This window comes from Trichocoleus sp. DQ-U1 (assembly GCF_039961925.1).
In the GTDB taxonomy this organism is placed as follows: Bacteria; Cyanobacteriota; Cyanobacteriia; order Cyanobacteriales; family FACHB-T130; genus FACHB-T130.
In genome coordinates this window covers 16,273-39,261 of record NZ_JAMPKB010000020.1, presented here as the reverse complement: position 1 = coordinate 39,261, position 22,989 = coordinate 16,273, and the positions used below count along the sequence as shown (strand labels likewise).

Genomic DNA, 22,989 nt, shown 5'->3' with positions numbered 1-22,989 from the left:
AGCGATCGCGTCTAAGAGCAGGTTTGTTAATTTTCCAGTATTCGCTGGCAGGCTGAGTTTCCCTGATTTTGGGCAATTTACTAGAGATGATCTGGATAAAAATAAAAACCCAGCCGTTTATACGTCGGCTGGGTTCAGGATGGCAAAAACGCGATTAATCGCGTCTGTCGATACATTTAGCGCTCATCTTAATTAAGCGACTCAGCGTTGGTAGTGGAAGCGGCTAATTCTGCCAAGCGTTCTTGCTGATCTTGAGAAATACAAGCCTGAATAATATGTTCTAGGTCGCCTTGCAGAACTGGGTTAAGGCTGTAATTCTGACCCAGACGATGGTCGGTGACGCGGTTATCTTTGTAATTGTAAGTACGAATTTTTTCCGAACGGGAGCCAGTACCTACCTGAGAACGCCGCATGGAGGTCACAGCTTCCTGCTGTTCGCGCAGCTTCATTTCGTAAAGCTTGGCACGGAGGATTTGCATCGCGCGTTCTTTGTTTTGCAACTGCGATCGCTCTTCCGTACAGAAAATCCGAATCCCCGTCGGCTTGTGGAACAAGTCGGCAGCAGTTTCTACCTTGTTCACATTTTGACCGCCAGCACCGCCAGAGCGAGCTGTACTCATTTCAATATCCTTCGGGTCAATGTGTATCTCTACATCATCCACCTCTGGCATCACTGCCACTGTTGCCGTTGAGGTGTGAACCCGCCCTCCAGCTTCCGTCACTGGCACTCGTTGTACCCGATGGACGCCTGCTTCAAATTTCAGTTGGCTGTAAACGTTGTCGCCTTGGATTTCCAAAATGGCTTCTTTAAAACCACCCGACTCTGCCCGCGACTCGCTGAGTAACTTAATCTTCCAGTTTTGAGTTTGGGCATAGTACGAGTACATCCGCACCAAATCTCCAGCCCAGATACTCGCCTCATCTCCACCCGTACCCGCGCGAATTTCCAACATGATGTTTTTGTCATCATTGGGATCGCGGGGCAAAAGTAAAATCTTGAGGCGTGTTTCCAAATGCTCAAGCTTGCTTTCCAGTTCTTCCACTTCCAAGGCTGCCATTTCCTGCAACTCAGGATCGCTGGCAGATTCCTTCTGTACCAGTTTTGCTCCTACCAAGTTTTGCTGAGTGGTTTTCCAGCTTTCATAGGTATTAACAACGTCCTCCAATGAGGAACGAGCTTTTGCCACCCGTTGATACTCATCTGGATTGGAGGCGGTATCTGGATCTGCCAGTCGGCGAGTTAACTCATTAAAGGTTTGCTCAACGGAATTTAATTTTTCCAGCAGGTATGTTTCAGCCATAGGAAATGCGATCGCTCCACAAAAACAGCAGGAAAGCTTATCATCAATAACTTCGACCCAACAGGCGGGTCGCGCTACGAGCAAGCCGACCCGCTACTTTTTGCCTTGGGAACCCGAACCATCACCTTGGGGTTGGGTAGTTTCCAACATTCCATATTTCCGCATGAAGCGCTCTACCCGACCTTCGGTGTCAATAATTTTCTGGGTTCCAGTGTAAAAGGGGTGGTTCCCCGACCAAACATCAACGTGAAGTTCTGGCTGTGTTGAGCCAACGGTCATTACCACTTCTCCGTTGCAGTAAACTTTTGCTTCTGGATACCACTCTGGATGAATTCCTTGTCTTGCCATGATTACTCCTCGACTGGGTAATGTCCCTATATAATTCTAGCTTTCCAGCATCAGCGAGTGCGAGGCAGACCTCGCACCTACCATCGATAACCAACTCAAATGCGATCGCTTTTTTATCGCTTCGAGTACTGCGGAGCCTTCCGGGCTTTGTGCAAGCCGTATTTCTTCCGCTCTTTCGCTCTGGGATCGCGGGTTAAGTAGCCTTCGCTTTTCAGCGGTTGGCGATTGTCCGGGTCGAGTTGGCACAAGGCTCTCGCTACTCCCAAACGAATCGAATCAGCTTGCCCCGTTAATCCACCACCGTGGGCTTTCACCAGAATGTCATACTCATTTTCCAGACCCAGAGTTTCCAGGGGGGCTTTTGCCGCTGACATATAAGCCGGTTGGTAATTGAAGTAATTGTCGCCCGGTCGGTCATTGACAATCATTTGACCGCTTCCGGGAACCAGGCGAACTCTTGCTACGGACGACTTCCGGCGACCTGTTCCCCAATAAACGACTCGACCACTTTGTTCTACTGCTTGCATTAATTTTCTCCTCCTGGAATTGTTTGAATTTTGAGTTCCTGGGGCTGTTGAGATTCATGGGGATGGGATGGCCCCGGATAAACTTTTAGCTTGGTGAACAGTTGTTTCCCTAGAGAACTCTTGGGCAACATCCCGCGCACGGCGTGTTCGATAATCCGCTCTGGGATACGGCCCTGTAGCTTAGCAAAGGTTTCCGTCTTCATTCCGCCCGGACGTCCAGAATGTTTCCGGTAGAGCTTTTGAGTGCGTTTTTTTCCGGTGACTACCACTTTTTCGGCATTGACGACGATCACGAAATCGCCGGTATCCAGATGGGGAGTAAAGGTAGGCTTGTTTTTGCCTCTGAGAATCATGGCAATTTCACTCGCCAGACGACCCAGCCGCTGCTCTGCGGCATCAACGACGTACCAATTGCGTTCGATGGAATCTTGAGATGGGATGGGGGTTTTGTTCATGGTTCTTTTTATACGCTTCAAGGGGTGAGTCAAAAGTTGGTAAGTTGGAGCTTTGAATGTTGAAGAACCTTGTAACCTTCAACCTTCTCATCTTCAAGCTTTCAACTTAGGCAATATTCGGCGGTGACAGTCGGCAAGACCAACTTAGGCTGGGTGTCAAACCAGACTTCCGGGGGAAAGGGAAACTCTGGGTAGCCAACTCGCAACAGGCACAAGCCTTTAGCGGGCGCAGAGTACTTTACTTCGTGACGACGCTGGTTTACCCACAACTCGGTGAAGCTTTCTGGCGATCGCTCTCCCTTTCCTACCTGCACCAGTAATCCCACCAGCAGCCGCACCATGCCATACAAAAATCCGTTGGCTTGAATCTCAATATGAATAAATGAGCCGTCTCGGTAGCACTCTGCCGCCTGCACATCCACCCAGGAATGCGATCGCGCCGAATTTGCCCTGTGAAAAGCAGCCAAATGATGGCTACCTATCAAAGGGGTTAAAGCTGCCTGGATGAGAGATTCATCTAGCGGTGCATAATAATAATGCCAACTGAAGGGCTGCACAAACAAGTTTGGCTTGGGATCTGTATAGAGCGTGTATCGATACCGACGCCAGCTCGCAGAAAACCGAGCGTGCCAATTTGAACCTACAGCCGCTGAGGCTCGAATCAGAATATCATCGGGCAGATGAGAATTAAGAATCGCAGCCCATTTATCAGGCGGAATGGGACCCGTAGCCTCAAAGTGTGCCACTTGTGCTGCTGCATGCACACCGCTATCAGTGCGCCCCGCACCGTGTAGAGTAACAGGTCGTTCCTGCACCTTAGACAGAACTGTTTCAATCTCTTCCTGCACGGTGCGCCCATTAGGTTGTCGCTGCCAGCCATGAAAATGAGTGCCCAGGTATTGGATTACCAGGGCAACTCGCTGGGTTGATAATGGCATGGCTTGTAACATGATGAGCTTTGAGTAGTGAGTAGTGAGTTTTGAATTCTCTCAGTCCTCAGTCCTCACGTTAAACCAGCTCGATAATTGCCATTTCAGCATTATCACCCCGACGTGGCACAGTTCGCAGGATACGGGTGTATCCCCCGTTGCGTTCGCCGTAACGGCTAGCGGCTTGCTCAAACAGGGCATGAACCAACTGTTTGTCATAAATGTAGCCCATGGCTTGCCTGCGGGCTGCCAGAGAGCCGTCCTTTGCCAGAGTAATCATTTTTTCCACTTCCGGGCGCAGCGCCTTAGCACGCGTCTTTGTGGTTGTGATTCGGCCCTGACGGATTAATTCGGTTGTCAGCGCCCTTAACAGCGCTCGACGCTGGTCGGCAGGCTTACCTAGTTTTGGAATACGACGACAGTGACGCATAACGATTTTGAATTGCTAATTGGGAATTGGTAACTGCTAATGGGTACTCGGTGAAGAAGTAATGGGTAATCGGTAATTAATTCTACCTATTACCATTACTCTTTACTTCAAGTTGTTTTCGCAGCCTTTTCGTGAGGCAGGGTAATTCCTAGTCGCCGCTGTAAGGCTTCGATGACTTCTTCTGCCGACTTTTGACCAAAGTTTTTAATCTCTAGTAGATCCTCTTGGCTGTAATCCAGCAAGTCAGCTACAGAGTTAATTTGCGCTCGCTTGAGACAGTTGTATGCCCTCACCGAAAGCTGCAATTCTTCGATTGGGATCTGGCTAGTAGGATCTTCATCATCGGCATAGTCTACCGTCATCGGATCGAGGGTGATATCTTTCAGGGGATTGAACAAATCCACCAGAATACTTGCCGCTTGAGAAAGTGCCTCTTGGGGACTGAGGCTGCCATTCGTCCAGATTTCAAGGATTAGTCGGTCTCTTTCCAGAGAACCGTCAATCCGGGCATCTTCAATGCTGTAGTTAACTTTATGCACGGGCATAAACACAGCGTCAATCTGGAGGAAGTCCAAAGCAGCAGTGTCATCTCGTCCCCGGTCTACGGCGCGATATCCCTTTCCTCGTTCGATGCGGAATTCCATTTCCAACCTAGCGTCGTCTGCTAGGGTAGCAACGTATTGATTAGGATCGACCACCTCAACTTCAGAGGGTAAATCAAATCGTCCGGCTGTCACCGTTGCTGGGCCTGTGACAGTTAATCGAGCAATTTGGGGATGGGAGGAGTGACTTTTGAGTACAATGTCCTTCATGTTCAGCAGAATTTCTAGGACATCCTCCCGAACTCCCTCAACTGTGGCAAACTCATGATTAACCCCAGCAATCCGAACAGCTGTCACGGCTGTCCCTTCTAAATTAGACAGTAGAACCCGCCTCAGCGCATTGCCGACGGTGGTACCTTGACCCCGTTCTAGAGGCTCCAGGACAAATTTGCTATATTGGCTCCGATTATTCTCAGTTTTGGACTCTACACACTCAATTTGAAACTGCGCCACGGAGTGACCTCCCTTCTTCATAAAACCCCTGGAAAGAACGCTAGAAGCTCTTCCCTAGCATTGCCCCTACTGTCTCAATGCCAATTTAGCAGTTAGCTGTTTGCCACTTGCTGCTAATTACGAATTGCTTTGACAGCGATCGCTGTCAAAGCAATTCTAGACTCGACGTCGCTTGGGCGGACGGCAGCCATTGTGGGGGATTGGCGTCACATCTCGAATTAAGGTAATTTCTAGCCCCGCCCCTTGCAGCGCTCGAATCGCGGTTTCTCGACCAGCTCCTGGACCGCTAACCATGACTTCAATCTGACGCATCCCCTGATCGGTCGCTCGGCGAGCCGCGCTTTCAGCTGCGGTTTGCGCTGCAAAAGGAGTTCCTTTTTTCGCTCCTTTAAAGCCACTTGAGCCAGCTGAAGCCCAGGATAGGACGTCCCCATTCGTGTCAGAAATCGTGACAATCGTGTTGTTAAAAGTAGACTGGATGAAGGCTACGCCATTAGGTACGTTGCGTTTTTGTTTTTTTGGACCTGTTTTTTTTGTTGGTTGTCGCGCCATGTGGATCTAGTTGACAGTAGTTATAATGGGTTGGCTGAATTGGTTGGTCAATTTTGCTTTTAGCAAACGAACGAAATCCAAGCCTCTGCTTTTAGCTTTTCAGCTAGCACAAGAAGGTTATTTCGGCCCTGGTGCCTTTCTCTTACCTGCGACTGTGAGACGTCTGCCGCGACGGGTTCGCGCATTTGTACGGGTTCGTTGACCCCGAACTGGCAAGCCCATTCGATGACGCCGACCCCGGTAGGTGCCAATGTCAATCAGGCGCTTGATGTTCATTGCCTCCCAGCGTCTGAGATCCCCTTCAATTTGATAGTTGCTTTCCACTGCTTCGCGCAGAGCAGCAACGTCGGAATCACTTAAGTCTTTTACTCTTGTGTCTGGATTAACTTTGGATGCTGCCAAAATTTCTTTGGAGCGCGAGAGTCCAATTCCATAAATGTAAGTCAGACCAATTTCTACGCGCTTATCGCGAGGAAGGTCTACCCCAGCAATCCGTGCCACGCTTGTTGTCTCCCTAGTCTTGTTTTTAGTGCTATAAACTTGTCCTGAGGATCGGGTTGAGTTAACCTTGGCGTTGCTTGTGTTTTGGGTTAGAACAAATCACCATGACTCGACCGCGCCGCCGAATGACACGGCATTTTTCACAAATTTTTCGGACTGATGCTCGAACTTTCATGCCTATTTTGGCTACATTGCAAGCTCTACATTATATCACTTTTTAAGTGTATTTAAAAGTTCATCTGATTGATGAATTTTTTCATAACACAAGCTTTTAAAAACGAGCGAGTCGCTTTTTTTCGCAACTACTTTTTGTTGCGTAGCCGGTAAGTTATTCTACCCTTGGTTAGGTCGTATGGGGTGAGTTCCACTTTGACGCGATCGCCCGGTAGAATCTTGATGTAATTCCGGCGGATTTTCCCGGAAATATGGGCTAATACATTAAACCCATTGTCTAAATCAACGCGAAACATTGCATTAGGCAGGGATTCTGTTACCGTGCCTTCCATTTCAATTAAATCTTGTTTAGCCAAGTTATCCTTTTCCTCAATTCTTCAGCTTGCCTACTGTCATTCACAGCTCATTCCCCTGACTGACAGTCAAGGTCTTATTAACATATTTTATCAAAAATTTACTTCATCAGGTTGGGGGTCAGTCGCAGCCGCCAGTCTGGAAAGTAGATTAGCAACGAACTGACCCCTGACATTGGGCGATCGCACCCGCTCCTGTCAAGAACGAACAACTTGTTTGAGTGCGGAAGTAACTTCTTCTAGAGAGCGATCGCCATCAATTGAAACCAACTGTTGGCGCTGCTTGTAGAAATCAATTAGCGGAGCCGTTTGGTTGCGATAAACTTCCAAACGATGACGAATGACTTCTTCTGTATCATCCGTTCGTCCTTGCTTGCGACCTCGTTCCAGCATCCGATCTACCAAAACTTCGTCCGCAACTTCCAGATTGAGAACGTAATCGGAGACTTGGTCTAATTTTTGCAACAATTCATCCAGAAAAGTTGCCTGAGAGACGTTACGGGGGAAACCATCTAAAATCCAACCAGGTTGGGCATCTGTTTGGGTCAAGCGATCGCGCACCAAATCCAATATCAAAGCATCGGGAACCAACTCACCTCGATCCATATAGGACTTCGCCTTCAAACCGAGTTCAGTTCCAGCCGCCTTGGCATTTCTCAAGATATCACCCGTGGAAACATGAGGAATTTCCAGCTCTTGAGCGAGGATATGTGCCTGAGTTCCCTTCCCCGCTCCTGGCGGCCCCAAAAAAATCAATCGCGTCACTACTGCTTCACCATTCCTTCATAGCGCTGGGAAATGACATAGGTTTGGATTTGCTTTGCTGTATCAATTGCCACGCCCACCAAAATCAGCAAAGAAGTAGCTCCCAGCCCTTGAAAAGTTGTAATGCCGGTGGCTCTTTCTACAATTGTGGGCACAATTGCCACTAATCCCAAAAAGATAGCGCCTAAGAAAGTTAGCCGATTCAAAACTCCTTCCACGTAATCGCTAGTAGCCCGACCTGGACGGATGCCAGGTATGCTGGCTCCCATCTTTTTCAAGTTCTGTGATAAATCCACAGGATTTACAATCAAAGATGCGTAAAAGTAGCTGAAAAACAGAATCAAGATCAGATAAACGACCTCATAAACTCCGGGCGTCTGACTATTGGGATTTAGAGCATTCGCAACTTGATTGAGAACTTGATGTATTTGACTCAAGACCGGATTATTGCCCGTATTTTGAGTCATCTGAGCTAGGAAACCTGGGAAAATTAGAACGGAAGAGGCAAAAATGATCGGCATAACTCCACCCTGGTTCAGCCGCAAAGGCAGGTAGCTCGTCCTTTCCCGGTAGAGTCGTTTACCTACCTGTCGGCGTGCCGAAATAATCGGAATCCGCCTGGTTCCCTCCTGCACAAACACAATTCCCAAGATCATGACTAGGAAAACTAGCAGCAGAATGATCACGGGTCCTACATTGCGATTGTCAACCTGGGCATAATTAATAGTTTGCCCAAGGGATTTAGGTAGAACTGCAACAATATTGATGAAAATCAACAAAGAAGCGCCGTTACCAACCCCCCGCTCGGTAATCAGCTCTGACACCCACATAACAAACATTGAACCAGCGGTTAGAGCGAGTGCAGTCTCCGCGATAAACAGGGGTCCCCGAACGTTTGTTGCATAGCGTTCAAGCCATACCGCAATGAAGCTAGTTTGAATCAAAGCCCCTCCCAGCGCTACATAGCGAGTAATCTGAGAGATTTTTCGCCTTCCAGCTTCTCCTTCATCCTTCTGCAATTTTTCCAAAGAAGGAATGGCAGCTGTTAGTAATTGGATAATGATGGAGGCATTGATATAGGGCAAAATCCCTAGAGCAAAAATTCCCAAGGCGGTAATTCCGCCCCCAGAGAAGATGTCCAGAAATCCAATTAATTGGTTATTTTGAATATCTTGAGCAAACCTAGCCCGGTCAATTCCCGGTACTGGCAAAAAGATGCCAATGCGAACTAAAATCAGCAAGCCGATGGTGAGAAGCAGCCGACCTCTAAGACCGGCTGCTTGAGCCATCTGTGCAAAGGTTTCCTGAGCAGTTGGGCTTTTGTCTCGACTAACGACCATGTAAGGAATACCTCAACGATGAGCAAGAGACGCTGGCATGCAATATGTTTAACCCTTATGGGCACGGGCAGCAACAACTTCACAACTGCCACCAGCGGCTTCAATCTTGCTGCGAGCCGAGCTAGTGAAAGCTGCTGCTTTTACGTTCAGAGCCACATTCAGTTCACCGTCACCGAGGATTTTCAGAGAACCATGATTTGCGGTGAGAATGCCAAACTCCATCAATGAGTCTAGAGTCACTTCCGTGTTAGCAGGGAGTGATGCCAGCTTACTTACGTTGATCGTAGTGTATTGCTTACGATTAATGACCGTAAAGTGCTTTAACTTAGGCAGGCGACGGTACAGTGGCATTTGTCCGCCTTCAAATCCGGGTCGTGTGCCCCGCCCCGATCTAGATTTTTGACCGCGCATCCCAAAGCCACCACTGGCACCTTGACCAGCTGCTATACCTCGTCCAATGCGTCGGCGGCGCTTCTTTGAGCCTTTTTTAGGAACTGCATCTTCTAATCTCATTCGCTTGACCTTGAGGATTGACGACTTATTTTTTGGGGAAGCTATTAGCTGTTAGTGTTTTGTTGTTTGTCCAAGATATTAAAGTTGCCTTTAAACTGAGAGTCACTAATAGCTAATCGCTGATGGCTAAATTTAGGCGTAGAGATTTTCGATAGGAATCCCGCGTTCTTCAGCCACTTCAGAAAATGTACGCAAGGTGGAAAGAGCATTCACGGCAGCTCTAGCATTGTTCAAGGGGTTATTAGAACCCAGCTGTTTTGCCAAGATGTTACGCACACCTGCTAACTCCAGCACAGTACGTACAGCACCACCGGCAATAACGCCCGTTCCTGGAGCTGCGGGTCGCATCATCACTTGGGCACCACCCCCGGCTCCGTTAATAGGATGGGGGATAGAATTTGCCTTGGTCAAGGGGATGTCAATTAAGTGTTTTTTGCCATCGGCAACGCCTTTACGAACAGCTCCAATTACATCACTTGCTTTGCCAACGCCGACGCCAACTTGACCGCGCTCATTGCCAATGACAACGATCGCGCGGAAGCTGAGTTTTTTACCGCCTTTGACGACCTTACTAACACGACGGATCTGGATCACCCGTTCTTGAAAGGTAATTTCTTTTTCCCGACGCGCAGAACTTTTCCGACGCTCTTTTGCCATAGTTTTATCCTGAACCTTGAGAGTGAGAGTAAAAACTAAAAATGTAAAAAGGCAAAAGAAAGAGAAATCAAAGGTAGAAATATGAACATAAAAACTTCTTTCTTTTTACTTTTGCCTTTTGCATGCTTGTCTTTAGAAATCCAACCCAGCTTCGCGAGCAGCGTCTGCCAGGGCTTTGATTCGACCGTGATAAAGGTTGCCGCCTCGGTCAAAGACAACCCTCGAAATGCCTTGAGCGATCGCTCGCTGAGCAATTAACTTGCCTACCTCAACAGAGGCGGCACAGGAAGCTCCTGTTGTTAACTGTGATTTTAGATCCGGTTCCAAAGTTGAGGCACAGGCAAGAGTACGTTGTTGAGTGTCGTCAATTACCTGGACATAAATATGCTGATTGGATCGAAAGACAGCTAACCGAGGACGCTCACTACTGCCATTTACCTTACGCCGCACCCGGTGATGCCGACGTTGAATTAGTTCTTTACGAGTTAGCTTCATCTTTACTTCTTACCTGCCTTTCCAGCTTTACGTCTTACGACTTCACCCGCATAGCGAATGCCTTTACCCTTGTAAACTTCCGGTGGACGGACAGCACGGATTCGAGCAGCGATATTTCCTACGATTTCTTTATCAATGCCGCTTACAACTACATTTGTGTTGTTTTCTACGGCCATTTGAACACCGTCGGGAGGTTCAATCTGAACTGGATGACTGTAACCCACGCTCAGAATCAGATTGCGACCTTGAACTGCCGCACGATAACCGACTCCCTGGATTTCTAGACGACGCTGAAATCCTTGAGAAACTCCATCGACCATGTTGGCAATCAGAGTACGAGAAAGACCGTGGCGTTGACGAGCTGCGCGAGATTCATCCCGCCGCTTGACCAAGATCGTTTCTCCCTCCTGCTCTATACTCACCTCAGATGGTAGAACCCTGGATAGTTCTCCTTTAGGCCCTTTCACTGCAACATGTTGCCCTTCGATCGAGACTTGTACCTTAGCAGGAATATTAATAGGGCGTTTGCCAATACGAGACATGACTTAATCCTCCTAATCAATTAGCCGTTAGCCGTTAGCTGTTAGCTGTTAGCTTTTGGTCTATCGGTGAGTCCGAAAGTCTGTGCTTTTCTAGGTTTTTGAAACCTACCAGCCAATCGAGCTAATAGCTAATAACTAATAGCTATTAGCTTATCTACCAGATGTAGCAAAGCACTTCTCCACCTACACCCTGACGCCGTGCTTCCCGGTCAGTCATAATGCCGCTGGAGGTAGAAATGATCGCAATTCCGATACCGCCCAGCACGCGGGGTAGTTCTTTGCGGTTAGAGTAGACCCGCAGACCAGGTTTGCTGACCCGCTTCAAGGTATTAATAATCGGTTGACGGTTTTTGCCTTTGTACTTTAGAGAAATTAGCAAGTGTTGCTTAATCCCTTCGCCAACTTCTTCAAATTCAGCAATAAAGCCTTCCTCCCTGAGGACTTTGGCAATACTGCGAGTCATCTTTGTCGCTGGTATTTCTGTTGTTTGGTGCCGCGCCAGATTCGCATTCCGAATGCGAGTCAGCATATCTGAAATTGTGTCGTTTGCCGCCATTATTCCCTCCTTATTTTGACTGCCTCATTGATCCCGGAAAGGCATTCCCATTTCTTTTAGCAAGGCGCGGCCTTCTTCGTCGGTATTTGCTGTAGTAATGATGGAAATGTCCATGCCCCGAATTTGGTCGATGCTGTCGTATTCTATTTCTGGAAATATCAGCTGTTCTCTAATGCCTAAGCTGTAATTTCCCCGACCATCAAAGCTCTTGGGACTAATGCCGCGAAAGTCCCGAATCCGTGGCAAGGACAGGTTAATTAATCGGTCGAGAAAGGCATACATCCGATCCGCCCGCAGAGTCACCATCACGCCGACTGGCATCCCTTGGCGAAGTTTAAATCCAGCGATCGCCTTTTTCGCCCGCGTCACTACTGGTTTTTGACCCGTAATTTTGGCAATTTCAGCAAGGGAAGATTCCAACGCTTTAGCGTTGGTAGAAGCCTCACCTAAACCTCGATTAACCGTAACCTTTATGACTTTGGGTACCTGATGGGTATTCGTGTAATTAAACTGAGTCATCAGTTTAGGAACGATCGTATCTTGGTACAGCGTTTTCAGTTTTTGTGTCATTGTTTTTTCCTTAATATCCCTGGGCTTGGTCAGGGGAAATAGCAGTTAGTAATTAGCAATATGCTGTAACTAACAACTATTTAGTCAATAATTTCACCCGTTTTTTTGAGCATCCGCACTTTGCGTCCTTCTTCATTCAAGGTGTAGCAAATGCGGCTGGCAATCTTTTGTTGAGCCGAGTAAAGCATCACGTTAGAGCTATGGATTGGTGCCTCTACTGTCACGATTTGACCGGATTCACCTTCTTGTTGAGGTTTAACGTGCTTGGTTTTAATGTTGATGCCTTTGACAATTACTCGACTTTCTTGGGGAAGCGTCCGCAAAATTTCACCAACCTTGCCTTTATCACGACCGGCAATCACTTGTACTGTGTCGCCTTTTTTGACATGCATTTTATAGCGCTGGGGAAGCTTCGTCCCGTTTCTTTTAGACTGTTTTTTTGCGGCCATTAGAGTACCTCCGGAGCTAGAGAAACAATTTTGGTGAAGTTTTTGTCGCGCAGCTCGCGTGCAACTGGCCCAAAAACGCGCGTCCCTCTAGGGTTGCCATCTGCGTTGATGATGACGGCGGCGTTATCATCGAAGCGAATACTCATACCGCTGTCCCGGCGCATATTTTTTCGGGTACGGACAATCACGGCTCGCACAACATCCGACTTTTTAACCGCCATATTGGGAATGGCATCTTTGACGACCGCAATGATTACGTCGCCAACACCGGCATAGCGTCGGCCACTGGCACCTAAGACGCGGATGCACATCAATTTACGAGCGCCGCTGTTGTCTGCGACATTAAGGTAAGATTGGGGCTGAATCATAGTTCTTAGCTTCGGATGCGTAAGTTTTGAATAATAGTTTTGAGCTGTAAGTTTTAAGTTTTAGCAAAAGAAAGAACGTAAGAAGTTTGATTTTTATTCCCGACATTCTTTCGTTAGATTTCCGCTTAAAACTTGTTACTGACGGGTTTACCTCATTAAATATCGGTGTCGAATCGAAATTTTCGATGAACCCGCCTTTACAAACTCAAAACTCATAACTTTACTTATTGAACCTCACGGTTGAGAATTTCAGCCACTGCCCATCGTTTGGTGCGGCTTAGAGGACGTGTTTCGGAAATCCGGACGCGATCGCCTACCTTGCACTGATTTTCTTCGTCGTGAGCTTTGTAACGCTTTGTACGCACTACAATTTTTCCGTACTTGGGGTGCGGTGAGCGGTTCTCGACAGCAACCACTACGGTCTTTTGCATCTTGTCGCTGACGACCAAGCCAACTCGTTCTTTAACTGCCATTGGGGTCTACTCCTCGGATGTTGCATCTGGTTGTGGCTTTTGAGCCTTTGCAGCCCGTTGCCGCTCCCCTTCTACAGTTAGGAGCTGACCTAAACGATGCTTCGTATGCTTGAACTGGTGTAACTTTTCCAAGCGTCGGGTTGCCTGTTGCAGCCGTAAATCAAACAGCTGACGCTTGACAGCTAAAATTTCTTCAGCCAGTTCTCGATCGCCTAAATTTCTGGCTTCTTCTATCTTGGGCAGAGCCATAACTCACACAGTCCCTTCTTCTTCACGAGTGATGAACTTCGTCTTAATTGGCAACTTGTGGGAAGCTAGACGCATCGCCTCCCTGGCGGTTTCTTCAGGAACCCCGGCAATCTCAAACAAGATCCGGCCTGGCTTCACGACAGCTACCCAAAATTCCGGCGAACCTTTACCAGAACCCATACGGGTTTCAGCAGGGCGCATTGTAACTGGTTTATCGGGGAAGATCCGAATCCAGATTTTTCCACCCCGACGGATGTAGCGGGTCATGGCTCGGCGGCTGGCTTCAATTTGACGGGAGGTAATCCAAGAAGGTTCTGTGGATTGGAGGCCAAAGTCACCGAAGTTTAGGCTACTGCCGCGAGTTGCCAAACCGTTCATCCGCCCGCGCTGCTGTTTGCGAAATTTTGTTCTTCTGGGACTTAACATGACTTGGTAATGGGTAATTGATAATTGGTAATTAGTAATTGGTAACTGGTAATTGGGCGTTTTCTTTTTGATTACCCATTACCGATTACCGATTACCTATCAACCTATTCATTAGAGCGGTCTTCAAATTGCTGGCGACGACGCTGTTGACGACGTCTAGGCTGAGCGTTGTTAGGAGCCGGAATTTCTTCCTGACCAGGAATCACTTCACCTTTGAAGATCCAAACTTTAACGCCAAGAATGCCGTAAATAGTTTTGGCAGTGCGGTAAGCGTAGTCAATGTTGGCTCGAAGAGTATGCAGAGGAACTCTGCCTTCCCTTGTCCACTCGGTTCGGGCAATTTCCGCCCCGTTTAACCGTCCGCTGACTTGTACTTTAATTCCCTGGACTTCAGCTCGTTGGGCACGTTGAATCGCTTGACGCACGACGCGCCGGAAGGAAACTCGTCGCTCTAACTGTTGAGCAATATACTCAGCAATCAGTCCGGCGTCGGCATCTACCCGTGCTACTTCGATCACGTTGATCCGAATTTGACGATTGCCACCGCCTAAAGCTTCTTGAAGATCGCCGCGTAATACTTCAATGCCAGTACCACCGCGACCTACCACAACACCCGGTCGAGCTGTGTGGATTTCTAAGTCAATTTGATCGGCTTTGCGCTCAATCCGTACTTGGGAGATACCAGCGTTACTGAGTTTTTTCTCTACGACCTGCCGAATAGTGTGGTCTTCTTGCAGGAGTTCTGGGTAGCGCTTAGCATCCGCAAACCAACGGGAGCGATGTTCTTGGGTAATCCCCAGCCGAAAACCAATTGGATGAATTTTCTGTCCCACGAATGCGTCCTCTTAAATCAGCTAATTGCTAATTGCTAATTGTTCAAAAGCTTGTTTCTGACAATTAACGCTTAGCCAAAGTAGTGTTATTCATCTGCCGCTGCTTGTGCAACAGCTACGGTGATATGACACGTTGGTTTACGAATTTGATATGCACGACCTTGAGCGCGGGGTCGGAAGCGCTTCAAGGTTGAGCCTTGGTCGGCATAAGCCTTAGAAACCACTAATCGTGCAGGGTCTAAACCGGCGTTATGTTCGGCATTGGCGGCTGCTGAGCGCAGTACCTTGCGGACGGGATCGCAAGCCCGATAGGGCATAAATTCCAGAACGATCAGTGCTTCCCGATAGGAGCGTCCCCGAATTTGGTCGAGAACCCGGCGCACCTTGTGGGGAGACATCCGGATGTATCGCGCGATCGCTTTCACTTCTTCTGTAGTATCAACTGCCATAGATTTCTCCCTTTTAATAATTTTGAATTTGGAATTCTGAATAATCTCAAAACCCAAACTTCAAAATTACCTCTTTGCCTTGGAATCTTTCGAGTGTCCCCGGAAGGTGCGAGTTGGAGCGAATTCTCCCAACTTATGCCCTACCATTTGCTCGGTGACGTAAACTGGCACGTGAGTCCGCCCGTTATGAACCGCGATGGTGTGACCTACCATTTGCGGCAATACAGTTGAAGCACGAGACCAAGTTTTAATAACTTGCTTATCGCCCCTAGCATTCAAATTTTCAATCTTTTTCAACAAATGGTCCGCAACAAAAGGACCTTTTTTAAGAGAACGACCCATACTTCAAATAACCCCAATTACTTTTGGATTTTTGGATCTTGGATCTTGGATTTTGGACGTATTGCTAATCTAAAATCCAAAATCTAAAATCCTAGGACTCCCGACCGCCCCGACCTCGCTTGGAAGATTTGCGACGACGCCGGACAATTAATTTATTGCTTGGCTTGTTCCGCTTACGGGTCTTAGCACCTAAAGTTGGCTTACCCCAAGGTGTGACTGGTCCACTTCTACCAATTGGTGCCCGTCCCTCACCACCACCATGTGGGTGATCGACTGGGTTCATGACACTGCCTCTTACCTTCGGACGGCGTCCCTTCCAGCGATTACGACCAGCTTTACCAGCACTCAAGTTGCGATGCTCAACATTGCCGACTTGTCCGATGGTAGCGTAGCACTCGCGGCGGATCATGCGGACTTCACCGGAGGGTAGCTTGATAGTGACATAGTCGCCTTCTTTAGCGACTACTTGTGCAGTGGCACCAGCAGCGCGAACAATTTGCCCGCCCCGTCCAGCAGTCAGTTCTACGTTGTGAACGGCAGTTCCTAACGGAATTTTGCTTAAAGGTAATGCGTTGCCAATTTCAATTGGGGCGTCTGGGCCAGCAGTGATAACTGTACCGACGGTTAAGCCGACTGGGTGAAGAATATACCGCTTTTCGCCATCCTGGTAATAAACCAGGGCAATCCGGGCATTGCGATTTGGATCGTACTCAATGGTTGCCACTTTTGCCGGGATATTACGCTTATCGCGGCGAAAATCGATTTCCCGGTAGAGTTGTTTATGACCACCACCCCGACGGCGGCTAGTAATCACCCCACGATTGTTTCGACCTTTGGGGCGATGCTTTGTGTAGGTTAGTGACTTTTCCGGCTCACTCCGCGTAACTTCGGCAAAGTCCGAAATGGTAACTTGACGAGTACTGGGAGTATAAGGCCGATAAGAACGGATGCCCATAACTTAAAAAAGAGGTTTGAAGGTTGAAGTTTGAAGACGCTTGTAGGGCGGCTTTCCGTTGAGATGGTTGAAATTAGTTAAAATTTAAAATTTCAACTTTCCAACTTTCCAACTTATTAAACTTCTGGGAAGAGGGTAATGGTTTCTCCGCTTGCCAGAGTTACAATTGCTCGCTTGTACTGAGGCTTAAACCCTGCAAATTTGCCGACGCGACGCTTTTTGCGCGGTAGGCGAAGGGTGTTCACACTCACAACCTTTACTTTAAAGAGGTCTTCAATTGCTGCTTTAATTTCTGGCTTAGTCGCTTTGGGAACAACTTCAAAGACATACTTGTTCTGCTCCATCAGCAGAGTTGCCTTTTCAGTTACGATCGGTCGATACACCAGATCCGCAAGTTCGCGGGGGTTATACTGACTCACTGTAAACCTCCTGAATTTTGGCAAGGGCGGATGGCGTTGTCACGATTTTGTCAGCTGCCAACAGGTCAAAGATATTCAATTGGGTGGCAGGGATGATCTTCATTTTGGCAACGTTCCGGGCTGACAAATAAACGTTTTCTTCCCGTTCAGCTAGGATCAGCAGGACTTTAGAATCTGGTTGGACGCCCCAACGTGCGATCGCTTCTACCAATTCTTTAGTCTTAGGCCGAGGCAACTTGTCAGCAAATTCCTCCACCACAATCATGTCTTCAGCTCGGCTAAAGAAGGCGGTTCTCAGTGCTAAACGCCGTTCCTTCCGGTTCATCTTTGTATCATAGTCTCTTGGCTTAGGACCAAAGATGACACCGCCGCCTCGCCACAGTGGTGAACGAATCGACCCAGCACGAGCGCGACCCGTCCCTTTTTGACGCCAAGGCTTACGACCTCCCCCCCTAACTTCCGCGCGGGTTTTGGTGCTGGCTGTGCCTTGACGAGCATTCGCCTGTTGCCTTACTAAGGCTCGGTGGACGATATGAGCCGCATTCTCTTCTTTAGCAACTTTTAATTCTAGAGTTGCCTGTCCGACCTCTTCCCCGTTCCAGTTTCGTACTACACAGTTAACCATATCCGTTGTCCTTTGTTCGTTGCTAATTGCTAATTGCTAATTGAAGATTGCTAAGTATCAAAAGCTCTTAGCGATTAGCCAGCCTAACCTTAGAAAATGACTACTTTCGACCTACTTTCTTGGCAGGAACAATATTAACCAGTGCCCCTGGCTTACCAGGAACCGCTCCTTTGATCAGTAGTAAATTGCGTTCTGCGTCTACCCGCACTACTGTCAATTTGCGAACGGTAACGCGCGTGCCACCTAGACGACCTGCCATCCGCTTACCAGGATAAACACGCCCTGGTGTGGTTCCAGGACCGATCGAACCAGGTAGACGGTGGTTTTTGGAACCGTGGGACATGGGTCCTCGCTTAAAGTTATGGCGTTTTTGATAACCGGCGAAGCCTTTTCCGATGCTTGTGCCGATTACATCCACAATTTGACCCGCAGTAAAAATATCTGGTTTGAGTTCTTGCCCTAGCTCAAACTCTCCCACATTCTCAAAGCGATACTCTCGCAGTTTTTTCAAGGGAGGAGCGCTTGATTTTGCCAAGTGGCCCAATTCAGGCTTGTTCAAACTCTTGGGTTTGACTTCTTTATAACCAAGCTGGACGGCAGTATAGCCATCTGTTGCTTTGGTTTTAATTTGCGTAACGGTGCATGGCCCTGCTTGAATGACCGTCACAGGAATTGCTTTTCCTGTTTCGTCAAATATTTGGGTCATGCCGAGTTTGGTGCCGAGGATACCAACAGACACGGCTTTCTGGTCTCTCCTTTTTACACAGTACAAAGAGGCGGGATTACGAGTATTTCGTAAATCCGCTTGCTCCAACAAACGTTGTTATCAAACCAGCCAGCTGGGGCGCATCCTCGGATTGAGAGAGGCAAGCTTTCAAGTCAGCCTAATTTAGGCTTTTTCTTTAGCTGGGATGAAGCTATTCGACGGTCGGGTAAGCGCTAGAAGCGCTTTGCCTATATTCGCGGGGACTTAGGTGGCAAGCCATCCAGTATCCGAGAAAGCGAAAGGGCTTTTTCCGGCTGAAAAGGGTTCTTCTCAAGAAACCTTCTAGATCGTCGCTAATCTTGAAATCGATGTCTCTGTTGCTTTACGCTCGCTGGGGGCACTAACCTCTTATGAGAAAGACTCAATAGTTTTTCACTCGGAAGGCGTGCTGTCCCTGGACTCGATTTCAACTTCAGCGGCAATAGCTGCTCGAATTTTGATCACAATCGTTAACTATAAACGATTTGTTACAACTTGTCTAGCAATTGTGCCAAAAAAATTTAGCGGTCTGCTGGATCGTCTGCCTCGCGTGTCGTGCAACTCCAGATCCAGAAGACAACTGTCCAGTTAACGGCTTACGGATAGATAAGGAAGAAGGCGATCGCATACCAACGATCCGCACTTAGGTCGGTTATAGCATTTCACAATGTGTTTGCACAGTCTTTGTAAACACAGTATTACAACTCCAGCAACATCTTCCCTACAGTTAAATGGACTACAAGAGATTGCAGATAGAAGCAAGCTGGCTTTCAAGCATAGATTCAGCCGTTTAACGTTACCTGTTTGAGCTTTTTTTCCGACCTGCGGTATTAAAGCGCAATAAGGGATTACCAGTACATGAGTTTTGGGATTAGGTCGATTGCGATTCCATCTTCACGAGAAGCCTATTCACTTATTTTCAGTAGATGTTGAGTCAAAATAAGTCAAATCTTTACAGCTCTGCGTAGCGATCGCATCTCCACAAAAAGCGCGATCGCCCAAACAGTTTAACCTCGATTGTCTGTAAGCCTATGTTCAAACGAGGCTCAAAACTCAACACTGTCTGGAAAAAGTGCAACCTTACTAAAATTTTCAAAGCTTTTGTTGCACATTGCTTTTTGCTTAAAGTTGATAGGTTCCTCAGCGCCCAACTATAATAAATTGCCAGCAGCAATTAACAAAACTTAAAGCTGGGTAGAACATAAAAATATGGCACTGATCACCATCGGCAATCAATTCGTCAAAGACTTGGAAAAGTCAGGTGCTTTAGGAACGTATGTACCCTTAGAAGGAGGGTTTGAAGGGCGTTACCAGCGGCGGTTGCGTGCAGCTGGCTATACCACTTTAAGCCTATCAGCACGGGGACTCGGCGACGTAGCAACGTATTTAACTGGCGTACACGGCGTTCGTCCCGCGCATTTGGGCAAGAAAGACATTCGTGTTTACTACGTGCCACCTATCGTGACCTATCAGTTGGAACAACTACCTCCCAAATCGAAGGGACTGGTGCTGTGGATAATTGAAGGACACGTATTGTCCCGTGAGGAAGTGGAATATTTAACCACCTTGCCAAGTATAGAACCACGCCTAAAGATTGCTGTAGAAATGGGAGGCGAGCGCGCTTTCCGCTGGACACCGCTTAAAAACGCGATCGCTGCTGCTTAAACCCGCGTCAGTCAATCCAATCTTAGGGTCGCAGCAATGCTTGGGTGTAGCTCTAAGTCATGTCGAGCTAAAACGAGCTGGAACGTCTGAATAGTCAAGCTTTATGACCTACAGACGTTTTAGCTCGGCTAGAGGATTTTGATACCTTTAAAGAAGTAAGCAAATAAGGCAAACTCTTATGGTAGAAAACCGCGACTATACATTAATTATTGACAAAAGCGGCAGTATGTCGATGACAGACCAGCCAGGCGGGAAAAGCCGCTGGGTCATGATGCAGGAGTCTACTCTCGCTTTAGCCAGTAAATGTGAAGAATTTGATCCGGATGGCATCACTATCTATCTATTTTCCGGTCGATTCAAACGCTATGACAATGTAAACGCCAGTAAAGTCGCACAAATTTTCCGCGAAAACGAACCGTCTGGACGCACTGACTTAGCGGCAGTCCTTCTAGATGCGACGAATAACTACTTCCAGCGTAAAGCAGCAGGACAAACCAAGCCCAATGGAGATACCATTTTGGTCGTCACAGATGGGGAACCGGATGACCGGAAAGCGGTAATGAAGGTAATTATTGAAGCGTCGCGTCGTATGGATCGGGATGAAGAACTCGCGATTTCCTTTATCCAAGTTGGCACAGACGCGCAGGCAACAAAATTTCTGAAAGTGCTGGATGATGAACTGCAAAGTGCTGGGGCAAAGTTTGATATCTGCGACACAGTCACGATGGATGACATGGAGGACATGACCCTAACGGAAGTGTTGATCAATGCCATTATTGACTAAGTTCAAAGTCTAATTTGGGATTTGGGATTTTGAGCGTGAAGAGAAATCTAAAATCTCTCTAGAGGCGTCCGAATTTATGGAATCAATCGATGACATACTCGCGGCAGTCAAGGCTGAGTATGAGACAAAAGATAAACTAAAAGAACTGCAAAAATCGCCACAACTGAAAGAAGAACCAGTCAAACCGCAACCAGCGAACTTCTTACAAAATCATTCTGCAAACCTCCCGCTTGCAAACGCAATTCCGGAATTTCCCCGGCAAAAATGGCAAAACGAGCCGATTAGCTCATCTGAAGACATTGTTCTGGCTCAAATTAGGGCTGAGTTTGAAGAACAAGAACGTACAGAACAGCTAAAAAAACAGCAACAACTCAGAGAAGAACAACTCAAACAGGAGCAACTAAGGCAGAAACAACGGGAAGTATTCAAAAACCAAGCGCGAGAATGGCTGAAAAATTTAAAGCCACTTTCAGAAGAAGGTCTTTGGTTTGAAGAGTTTGCCGATGCATATCCCTCTAAACTTGAGGCGGCGATTGATTATTTGCAAGCCTTGCGGGAGACTAAGCCGTAGAAGCCAGCAGCGATCGCCAGAATGATAATTAATCCCCTCTCTGCTGTAGAAATTTTTATATTTCTTTTATCTAATCCAACTAGATAGTCACAGCAGGTGGGCTAGGCTAGATTGGGAAATCTTGACAAACACTGGAGGTTATCTTTGGTGGAAGGAGGATCTGTGGCAGAAGACCGTGACTATACATTAATCATCGATAAAAGCGGGAGTATGTCTACCCCAGAGCCACCGAGCGGTAGAAGCCGTTGGGAAACCGCAGAGGAATCTACTCTGGCGTTGGCGAGAAAATGTGAAAAGTTCGATCCCGATGGGATGACGCTTTACCTATTTTCCGGTCGGTTTAAGCGATTTGATAATGTGACTTCTAGCAAGGTAGCGCAGATATTCCAAGAAAACGATCCCTCTGGCACTACGAATCTTGCCGATGTCTTGAAAAACGCCACTGACAACTACTTTGAGCGGAAGGCGGCTGGTCAGACTAAGCCAAATGGCGAGACAATTCTAGTGATTACAGATGGTGAACCCGATGACCGCAAAGCCGTGATGCGGGTGATTATTGAAGCCTCTCGCCGAATGGATAGAGATGAAGAATTAGCCATCTCCTTCATTCAAGTGGGTTCGGATCAAACGGCGAGTCGGTTTCTGAAAGCCTTGGATGATGATTTGCAAGGTGCTGGGGCAAAGTTTGATATTTGCGACACTGTAACGCTGGATGACATGGAGGGCATGACTTTACAGGAAGTGTTGCTCAACGCCATTAACGACTAGGTGCTGTCTGTTTATTTTGGATTTTGGATTCCACATCTGAAATCCAAAATTTTGTTGTCAGTGTTTAATCACAATTTTGTTGTGGAATCAGCAGCAAGTCATTCAATCTAAAAAAATAATGGGGAGGTTAGCTAATGAGCGCAGAAAATCGGGATTATACGTTAATTATTGACAAAAGCGGCAGTATGTCTACGCCAGACCAGCCGGGAGGCAGAAGCCGCTGGGATGCGGCACAAGAGTCTACCTTGGCGTTGGCGCGAAAATGCGAACAGTTTGACCCGGATGGGATCACAGTTTACTTATTTTCCAGCCGATTCAAACGCTACGAGAATGTAAATTCCAGTAAAGTCGCACAAATTTTTCAAGAAAACGACCCGGCTGGCACAACTAATTTGGCAGGTGTATTACAAGATGCGATCACTGCCTACTTTCAGCGGAAAGCAGCCGGTCAGACTAAGGTGGGTGGCGAAACCATTTTGGTGGTCACAGATGGTGAACCCGATGACCGAAAAGGCGTGATGCGGGCGATTATTGAGGCGTCCCGACAGATGGAACGCGATGAAGAACTGGCGATTTCGATGATTCAAGTAGGGTCAGACGCTACAGCAGCTCGGTTTTTAAAGGCGTTGGATGATGACTTACAAGGTGCAGGGGCAAAGTTTGATATCTGCGACACGATAACGCTGGATGATATGGCAGATATGACCTTGGCGGAAGTGCTGCTCAATGCGATCGCTGACTAAAGGCAAACCCCTGATGCTTACGGTTTCTATGAAAGGGGGAGTGGTGAAAACTCCCCTAATTT

Annotated in this window: 36 protein-coding genes; 5 read left to right on the top strand and 31 right to left on the bottom strand. The window is 47.6% G+C overall.

The annotated features are described in order from the left end of the window. Window positions 1-188: 188 nt before the first annotated feature. The 31 genes from prfA to rplC form a co-directional block, all read right to left on the bottom strand. Entirely contained in the window at window positions 189-1,301 is a 1,113-nt protein-coding gene (gene prfA / locus NDI34_RS10960; RefSeq protein WP_190426507.1) for a peptide chain release factor 1, read from the bottom strand. A gap of 93 nt (window positions 1,302-1,394) precedes the next feature. Then, window positions 1,395-1,649 carry a 50S ribosomal protein L31 gene (gene rpmE / locus NDI34_RS10955; protein ID WP_190426504.1) on the bottom strand — a complete coding sequence of 85 codons (255 nt, stop codon included), beginning with the start codon at window positions 1,647-1,649 and terminating at the stop codon, window positions 1,395-1,397. Between the two features lie 113 nt (window positions 1,650-1,762). Further along, a complete protein-coding gene (rpsI, locus tag NDI34_RS10950) occupies window positions 1,763-2,176 on the bottom strand; it encodes a 30S ribosomal protein S9 (protein WP_190411873.1) in 414 nt (137 codons plus the stop codon). Further along, on the bottom strand, window positions 2,176-2,631 hold the full coding sequence (gene rplM, locus NDI34_RS10945; protein ID WP_190411874.1) for a 50S ribosomal protein L13: 456 nt from the start codon (window positions 2,629-2,631) through the stop codon (window positions 2,176-2,178). The genes rpsI and rplM overlap by 1 nt, the downstream gene beginning before the upstream one ends. 101 nt (window positions 2,632-2,732) lie before the next feature. Next, the gene (gene truA / locus NDI34_RS10940; protein ID WP_190411875.1) at window positions 2,733-3,581 is read right to left on the bottom strand and encodes a tRNA pseudouridine(38-40) synthase TruA; all 849 of its coding nucleotides are present in this window, start codon (window positions 3,579-3,581) and stop codon (window positions 2,733-2,735) included. Between the two features lie 58 nt (window positions 3,582-3,639). After that, a complete protein-coding gene (rplQ, locus tag NDI34_RS10935; RefSeq protein WP_190411876.1) occupies window positions 3,640-3,990 on the bottom strand; it encodes a 50S ribosomal protein L17 in 351 nt (116 codons plus the stop codon). A gap of 107 nt (window positions 3,991-4,097) precedes the next feature. After that, window positions 4,098-5,066: a DNA-directed RNA polymerase subunit alpha gene (locus tag NDI34_RS10930; RefSeq protein ID WP_190411877.1), complete on the bottom strand. Its 969-nt coding sequence runs from the start codon at window positions 5,064-5,066 to the stop codon at window positions 4,098-4,100. Window positions 5,067-5,201: 135 nt separating this feature from the next. Beyond that, window positions 5,202-5,597, bottom strand: a complete 396-nt coding sequence (rpsK, locus tag NDI34_RS10925) for a 30S ribosomal protein S11 (protein WP_190411878.1) — start codon at window positions 5,595-5,597, stop codon at window positions 5,202-5,204. A 117-nt stretch (window positions 5,598-5,714) separates the two neighbouring features. Continuing rightward, a complete protein-coding gene (gene rpsM / locus NDI34_RS10920) occupies window positions 5,715-6,098 on the bottom strand; it encodes a 30S ribosomal protein S13 (RefSeq protein ID WP_190411879.1) in 384 nt (127 codons plus the stop codon). Between the two features lie 61 nt (window positions 6,099-6,159). After that, window positions 6,160-6,273 (bottom strand): 50S ribosomal protein L36, encoded by a 114-nt coding sequence (gene rpmJ / locus NDI34_RS10915; RefSeq protein WP_071782548.1) that lies wholly within the window; start codon window positions 6,271-6,273, stop codon window positions 6,160-6,162. Window positions 6,274-6,400: 127 nt separating this feature from the next. Further along, complete coding sequence (gene infA, locus NDI34_RS10910; RefSeq protein WP_015203280.1) at window positions 6,401-6,628, bottom strand: translation initiation factor IF-1; 228 nt, start codon at window positions 6,626-6,628, stop codon at window positions 6,401-6,403. Between the two features lie 195 nt (window positions 6,629-6,823). Then, on the bottom strand, window positions 6,824-7,390 hold the full coding sequence (locus NDI34_RS10905) for an adenylate kinase (RefSeq protein ID WP_190985363.1): 567 nt from the start codon (window positions 7,388-7,390) through the stop codon (window positions 6,824-6,826). Further along, a complete protein-coding gene (gene secY / locus NDI34_RS10900; RefSeq protein WP_190411881.1) occupies window positions 7,390-8,730 on the bottom strand; it encodes a preprotein translocase subunit SecY in 1,341 nt (446 codons plus the stop codon). Before secY ends, NDI34_RS10905 begins: the two co-directional genes overlap by 1 nt. A 48-nt stretch (window positions 8,731-8,778) precedes the next feature. Next, on the bottom strand, window positions 8,779-9,243 hold the full coding sequence (rplO, locus tag NDI34_RS10895) for a 50S ribosomal protein L15 (protein WP_190985362.1): 465 nt from the start codon (window positions 9,241-9,243) through the stop codon (window positions 8,779-8,781). Between the two features lie 132 nt (window positions 9,244-9,375). Then, window positions 9,376-9,900, bottom strand: coding sequence for a 30S ribosomal protein S5 (gene rpsE, locus NDI34_RS10890; protein ID WP_190411883.1), 525 nt, complete (start codon window positions 9,898-9,900; stop codon window positions 9,376-9,378). A gap of 132 nt (window positions 9,901-10,032) precedes the next feature. Then, window positions 10,033-10,395: a 50S ribosomal protein L18 gene (rplR, locus tag NDI34_RS10885; RefSeq protein ID WP_190411884.1), complete on the bottom strand. Its 363-nt coding sequence runs from the start codon at window positions 10,393-10,395 to the stop codon at window positions 10,033-10,035. A gap of 2 nt (window positions 10,396-10,397) precedes the next feature. Beyond that, window positions 10,398-10,937 (bottom strand): 50S ribosomal protein L6, encoded by a 540-nt coding sequence (gene rplF / locus NDI34_RS10880; RefSeq protein WP_190411885.1) that lies wholly within the window; start codon window positions 10,935-10,937, stop codon window positions 10,398-10,400. 154 nt (window positions 10,938-11,091) lie between these two features. Further along, on the bottom strand, window positions 11,092-11,493 hold the full coding sequence (gene rpsH / locus NDI34_RS10875) for a 30S ribosomal protein S8 (RefSeq protein WP_190411886.1): 402 nt from the start codon (window positions 11,491-11,493) through the stop codon (window positions 11,092-11,094). 24 nt (window positions 11,494-11,517) lie between these two features. Then, a complete protein-coding gene (gene rplE, locus NDI34_RS10870; protein ID WP_190411887.1) occupies window positions 11,518-12,063 on the bottom strand; it encodes a 50S ribosomal protein L5 in 546 nt (181 codons plus the stop codon). A gap of 80 nt (window positions 12,064-12,143) precedes the next feature. After that, complete coding sequence (gene rplX, locus NDI34_RS10865; protein ID WP_242028859.1) at window positions 12,144-12,512, bottom strand: 50S ribosomal protein L24; 369 nt, start codon at window positions 12,510-12,512, stop codon at window positions 12,144-12,146. After that, entirely contained in the window at window positions 12,512-12,880 is a 369-nt protein-coding gene (gene rplN, locus NDI34_RS10860; RefSeq protein WP_190411889.1) for a 50S ribosomal protein L14, read from the bottom strand. The genes rplX and rplN overlap by 1 nt, the downstream gene beginning before the upstream one ends. Window positions 12,881-13,104: 224 nt before the next feature. Further along, on the bottom strand, window positions 13,105-13,353 hold the full coding sequence (rpsQ, locus tag NDI34_RS10855; protein ID WP_190411890.1) for a 30S ribosomal protein S17: 249 nt from the start codon (window positions 13,351-13,353) through the stop codon (window positions 13,105-13,107). A gap of 6 nt (window positions 13,354-13,359) precedes the next feature. Further along, window positions 13,360-13,602 (bottom strand): 50S ribosomal protein L29, encoded by a 243-nt coding sequence (gene rpmC / locus NDI34_RS10850; protein ID WP_190411891.1) that lies wholly within the window; start codon window positions 13,600-13,602, stop codon window positions 13,360-13,362. A gap of 3 nt (window positions 13,603-13,605) precedes the next feature. Beyond that, window positions 13,606-14,028 (bottom strand): 50S ribosomal protein L16, encoded by a 423-nt coding sequence (gene rplP / locus NDI34_RS10845; protein ID WP_190411892.1) that lies wholly within the window; start codon window positions 14,026-14,028, stop codon window positions 13,606-13,608. A 104-nt stretch (window positions 14,029-14,132) separates the two neighbouring features. Beyond that, window positions 14,133-14,861, bottom strand: a complete 729-nt coding sequence (gene rpsC / locus NDI34_RS10840) for a 30S ribosomal protein S3 (protein ID WP_190411893.1) — start codon at window positions 14,859-14,861, stop codon at window positions 14,133-14,135. An 86-nt stretch (window positions 14,862-14,947) separates the two neighbouring features. Continuing rightward, the gene (gene rplV / locus NDI34_RS10835; RefSeq protein WP_190411894.1) at window positions 14,948-15,310 is read right to left on the bottom strand and encodes a 50S ribosomal protein L22; all 363 of its coding nucleotides are present in this window, start codon (window positions 15,308-15,310) and stop codon (window positions 14,948-14,950) included. Window positions 15,311-15,376: 66 nt separating this feature from the next. Further along, window positions 15,377-15,652 carry a 30S ribosomal protein S19 gene (gene rpsS, locus NDI34_RS10830; RefSeq protein ID WP_190411895.1) on the bottom strand — a complete coding sequence of 92 codons (276 nt, stop codon included), beginning with the start codon at window positions 15,650-15,652 and terminating at the stop codon, window positions 15,377-15,379. 91 nt (window positions 15,653-15,743) lie between these two features. Beyond that, the gene (gene rplB / locus NDI34_RS10825; RefSeq protein WP_190411896.1) at window positions 15,744-16,607 is read right to left on the bottom strand and encodes a 50S ribosomal protein L2; all 864 of its coding nucleotides are present in this window, start codon (window positions 16,605-16,607) and stop codon (window positions 15,744-15,746) included. Between the two features lie 116 nt (window positions 16,608-16,723). After that, window positions 16,724-17,026, bottom strand: a complete 303-nt coding sequence (locus tag NDI34_RS10820) for a 50S ribosomal protein L23 (RefSeq protein WP_190411897.1) — start codon at window positions 17,024-17,026, stop codon at window positions 16,724-16,726. Continuing rightward, window positions 17,013-17,651: a 50S ribosomal protein L4 gene (gene rplD / locus NDI34_RS10815; protein WP_190411898.1), complete on the bottom strand. Its 639-nt coding sequence runs from the start codon at window positions 17,649-17,651 to the stop codon at window positions 17,013-17,015. The genes NDI34_RS10820 and rplD overlap by 14 nt, the downstream gene beginning before the upstream one ends. Window positions 17,652-17,751: 100 nt before the next feature. Beyond that, entirely contained in the window at window positions 17,752-18,390 is a 639-nt protein-coding gene (rplC, locus tag NDI34_RS10810; RefSeq protein ID WP_190411899.1) for a 50S ribosomal protein L3, read from the bottom strand. A 1,215-nt stretch (window positions 18,391-19,605) separates the two neighbouring features. Here rplC and NDI34_RS10805 point away from each other — a divergent pair. The 5 genes from NDI34_RS10805 (at window position 19,606) to NDI34_RS10785 (ending at window position 22,927) form a co-directional block, all read left to right on the top strand. After that, window positions 19,606-20,061: an NAD(P)H-quinone oxidoreductase subunit N gene (locus NDI34_RS10805; RefSeq protein ID WP_348232649.1), complete on the top strand. Its 456-nt coding sequence runs from the start codon at window positions 19,606-19,608 to the stop codon at window positions 20,059-20,061. A 178-nt stretch (window positions 20,062-20,239) separates the two neighbouring features. Next, window positions 20,240-20,845: a VWA domain-containing protein gene (locus NDI34_RS10800; protein ID WP_190411901.1), complete on the top strand. Its 606-nt coding sequence runs from the start codon at window positions 20,240-20,242 to the stop codon at window positions 20,843-20,845. 76 nt (window positions 20,846-20,921) lie between these two features. Then, the gene (locus NDI34_RS10795; protein WP_348232648.1) at window positions 20,922-21,416 is read left to right on the top strand and encodes a hypothetical protein; all 495 of its coding nucleotides are present in this window, start codon (window positions 20,922-20,924) and stop codon (window positions 21,414-21,416) included. Between the two features lie 162 nt (window positions 21,417-21,578). Continuing rightward, window positions 21,579-22,184 (top strand): VWA domain-containing protein, encoded by a 606-nt coding sequence (locus NDI34_RS10790; protein WP_348232647.1) that lies wholly within the window; start codon window positions 21,579-21,581, stop codon window positions 22,182-22,184. 134 nt (window positions 22,185-22,318) lie between these two features. Beyond that, window positions 22,319-22,927: a VWA domain-containing protein gene (locus tag NDI34_RS10785; RefSeq protein ID WP_348232646.1), complete on the top strand. Its 609-nt coding sequence runs from the start codon at window positions 22,319-22,321 to the stop codon at window positions 22,925-22,927. Window positions 22,928-22,989: the final 62 nt, after the last annotated feature.

What these genes read in the sequence shown, in the direction of transcription:
- rplX (WP_242028859.1), bottom strand. Translation starts at nt 12,512, where the DNA reads ATGGCCGCAAAAAAACAGTCTAAAAGAAACGGGACGAAGCTTCCCCAG.
- rplF (WP_190411885.1), bottom strand. Translation starts at nt 10,937, where the DNA reads ATGTCTCGTATTGGCAAACGCCCTATTAATATTCCTGCTAAGGTACAA.
- rpmE (WP_190426504.1), bottom strand. Translation starts at nt 1,649, where the DNA reads ATGGCAAGACAAGGAATTCATCCAGAGTGGTATCCAGAAGCAAAAGTT.
- rpsE (WP_190411883.1), bottom strand. Translation starts at nt 9,900, where the DNA reads ATGGCAAAAGAGCGTCGGAAAAGTTCTGCGCGTCGGGAAAAAGAAATT.
- rplO (WP_190985362.1), bottom strand. Translation starts at nt 9,243, where the DNA reads ATGAGATTAGAAGATGCAGTTCCTAAAAAAGGCTCAAAGAAGCGCCGC.
- rplN (WP_190411889.1), bottom strand. Translation starts at nt 12,880, where the DNA reads ATGATTCAGCCCCAATCTTACCTTAATGTCGCAGACAACAGCGGCGCT.
- rpsK (WP_190411878.1), bottom strand. Translation starts at nt 5,597, where the DNA reads ATGGCGCGACAACCAACAAAAAAAACAGGTCCAAAAAAACAAAAACGC.
- rplP (WP_190411892.1), bottom strand. Translation starts at nt 14,028, where the DNA reads ATGTTAAGTCCCAGAAGAACAAAATTTCGCAAACAGCAGCGCGGGCGG.
- rpsI (WP_190411873.1), bottom strand. Translation starts at nt 2,176, where the DNA reads ATGCAAGCAGTAGAACAAAGTGGTCGAGTCGTTTATTGGGGAACAGGT.
- rpsH (WP_190411886.1), bottom strand. Translation starts at nt 11,493, where the DNA reads ATGGCGGCAAACGACACAATTTCAGATATGCTGACTCGCATTCGGAAT.
- rpsS (WP_190411895.1), bottom strand. Translation starts at nt 15,652, where the DNA reads ATGGGTCGTTCTCTTAAAAAAGGTCCTTTTGTTGCGGACCATTTGTTG.
- rplR (WP_190411884.1), bottom strand. Translation starts at nt 10,395, where the DNA reads ATGAAGCTAACTCGTAAAGAACTAATTCAACGTCGGCATCACCGGGTG.
- NDI34_RS10785 (WP_348232646.1), top strand. Translation starts at nt 22,319, where the DNA reads ATGAGCGCAGAAAATCGGGATTATACGTTAATTATTGACAAAAGCGGC.
- rplQ (WP_190411876.1), bottom strand. Translation starts at nt 3,990, where the DNA reads ATGCGTCACTGTCGTCGTATTCCAAAACTAGGTAAGCCTGCCGACCAG.
- rplE (WP_190411887.1), bottom strand. Translation starts at nt 12,063, where the DNA reads ATGACACAAAAACTGAAAACGCTGTACCAAGATACGATCGTTCCTAAA.
- NDI34_RS10930 (WP_190411877.1), bottom strand. Translation starts at nt 5,066, where the DNA reads ATGAAGAAGGGAGGTCACTCCGTGGCGCAGTTTCAAATTGAGTGTGTA.
- NDI34_RS10805 (WP_348232649.1), top strand. Translation starts at nt 19,606, where the DNA reads ATGGCACTGATCACCATCGGCAATCAATTCGTCAAAGACTTGGAAAAG.
- rplD (WP_190411898.1), bottom strand. Translation starts at nt 17,651, where the DNA reads ATGGTTAACTGTGTAGTACGAAACTGGAACGGGGAAGAGGTCGGACAG.
- NDI34_RS10795 (WP_348232648.1), top strand. Translation starts at nt 20,922, where the DNA reads ATGGAATCAATCGATGACATACTCGCGGCAGTCAAGGCTGAGTATGAG.
- rpmJ (WP_071782548.1), bottom strand. Translation starts at nt 6,273, where the DNA reads ATGAAAGTTCGAGCATCAGTCCGAAAAATTTGTGAAAAATGCCGTGTC.
- NDI34_RS10800 (WP_190411901.1), top strand. Translation starts at nt 20,240, where the DNA reads ATGGTAGAAAACCGCGACTATACATTAATTATTGACAAAAGCGGCAGT.
- secY (WP_190411881.1), bottom strand. Translation starts at nt 8,730, where the DNA reads ATGGTCGTTAGTCGAGACAAAAGCCCAACTGCTCAGGAAACCTTTGCA.
- rplB (WP_190411896.1), bottom strand. Translation starts at nt 16,607, where the DNA reads ATGGGCATCCGTTCTTATCGGCCTTATACTCCCAGTACTCGTCAAGTT.
- rplM (WP_190411874.1), bottom strand. Translation starts at nt 2,631, where the DNA reads ATGAACAAAACCCCCATCCCATCTCAAGATTCCATCGAACGCAATTGG.
- rpmC (WP_190411891.1), bottom strand. Translation starts at nt 13,602, where the DNA reads ATGGCTCTGCCCAAGATAGAAGAAGCCAGAAATTTAGGCGATCGAGAA.
- truA (WP_190411875.1), bottom strand. Translation starts at nt 3,581, where the DNA reads ATGTTACAAGCCATGCCATTATCAACCCAGCGAGTTGCCCTGGTAATC.
- rpsQ (WP_190411890.1), bottom strand. Translation starts at nt 13,353, where the DNA reads ATGGCAGTTAAAGAACGAGTTGGCTTGGTCGTCAGCGACAAGATGCAA.
- prfA (WP_190426507.1), bottom strand. Translation starts at nt 1,301, where the DNA reads ATGGCTGAAACATACCTGCTGGAAAAATTAAATTCCGTTGAGCAAACC.
- rplV (WP_190411894.1), bottom strand. Translation starts at nt 15,310, where the DNA reads ATGGCAGTTGATACTACAGAAGAAGTGAAAGCGATCGCGCGATACATC.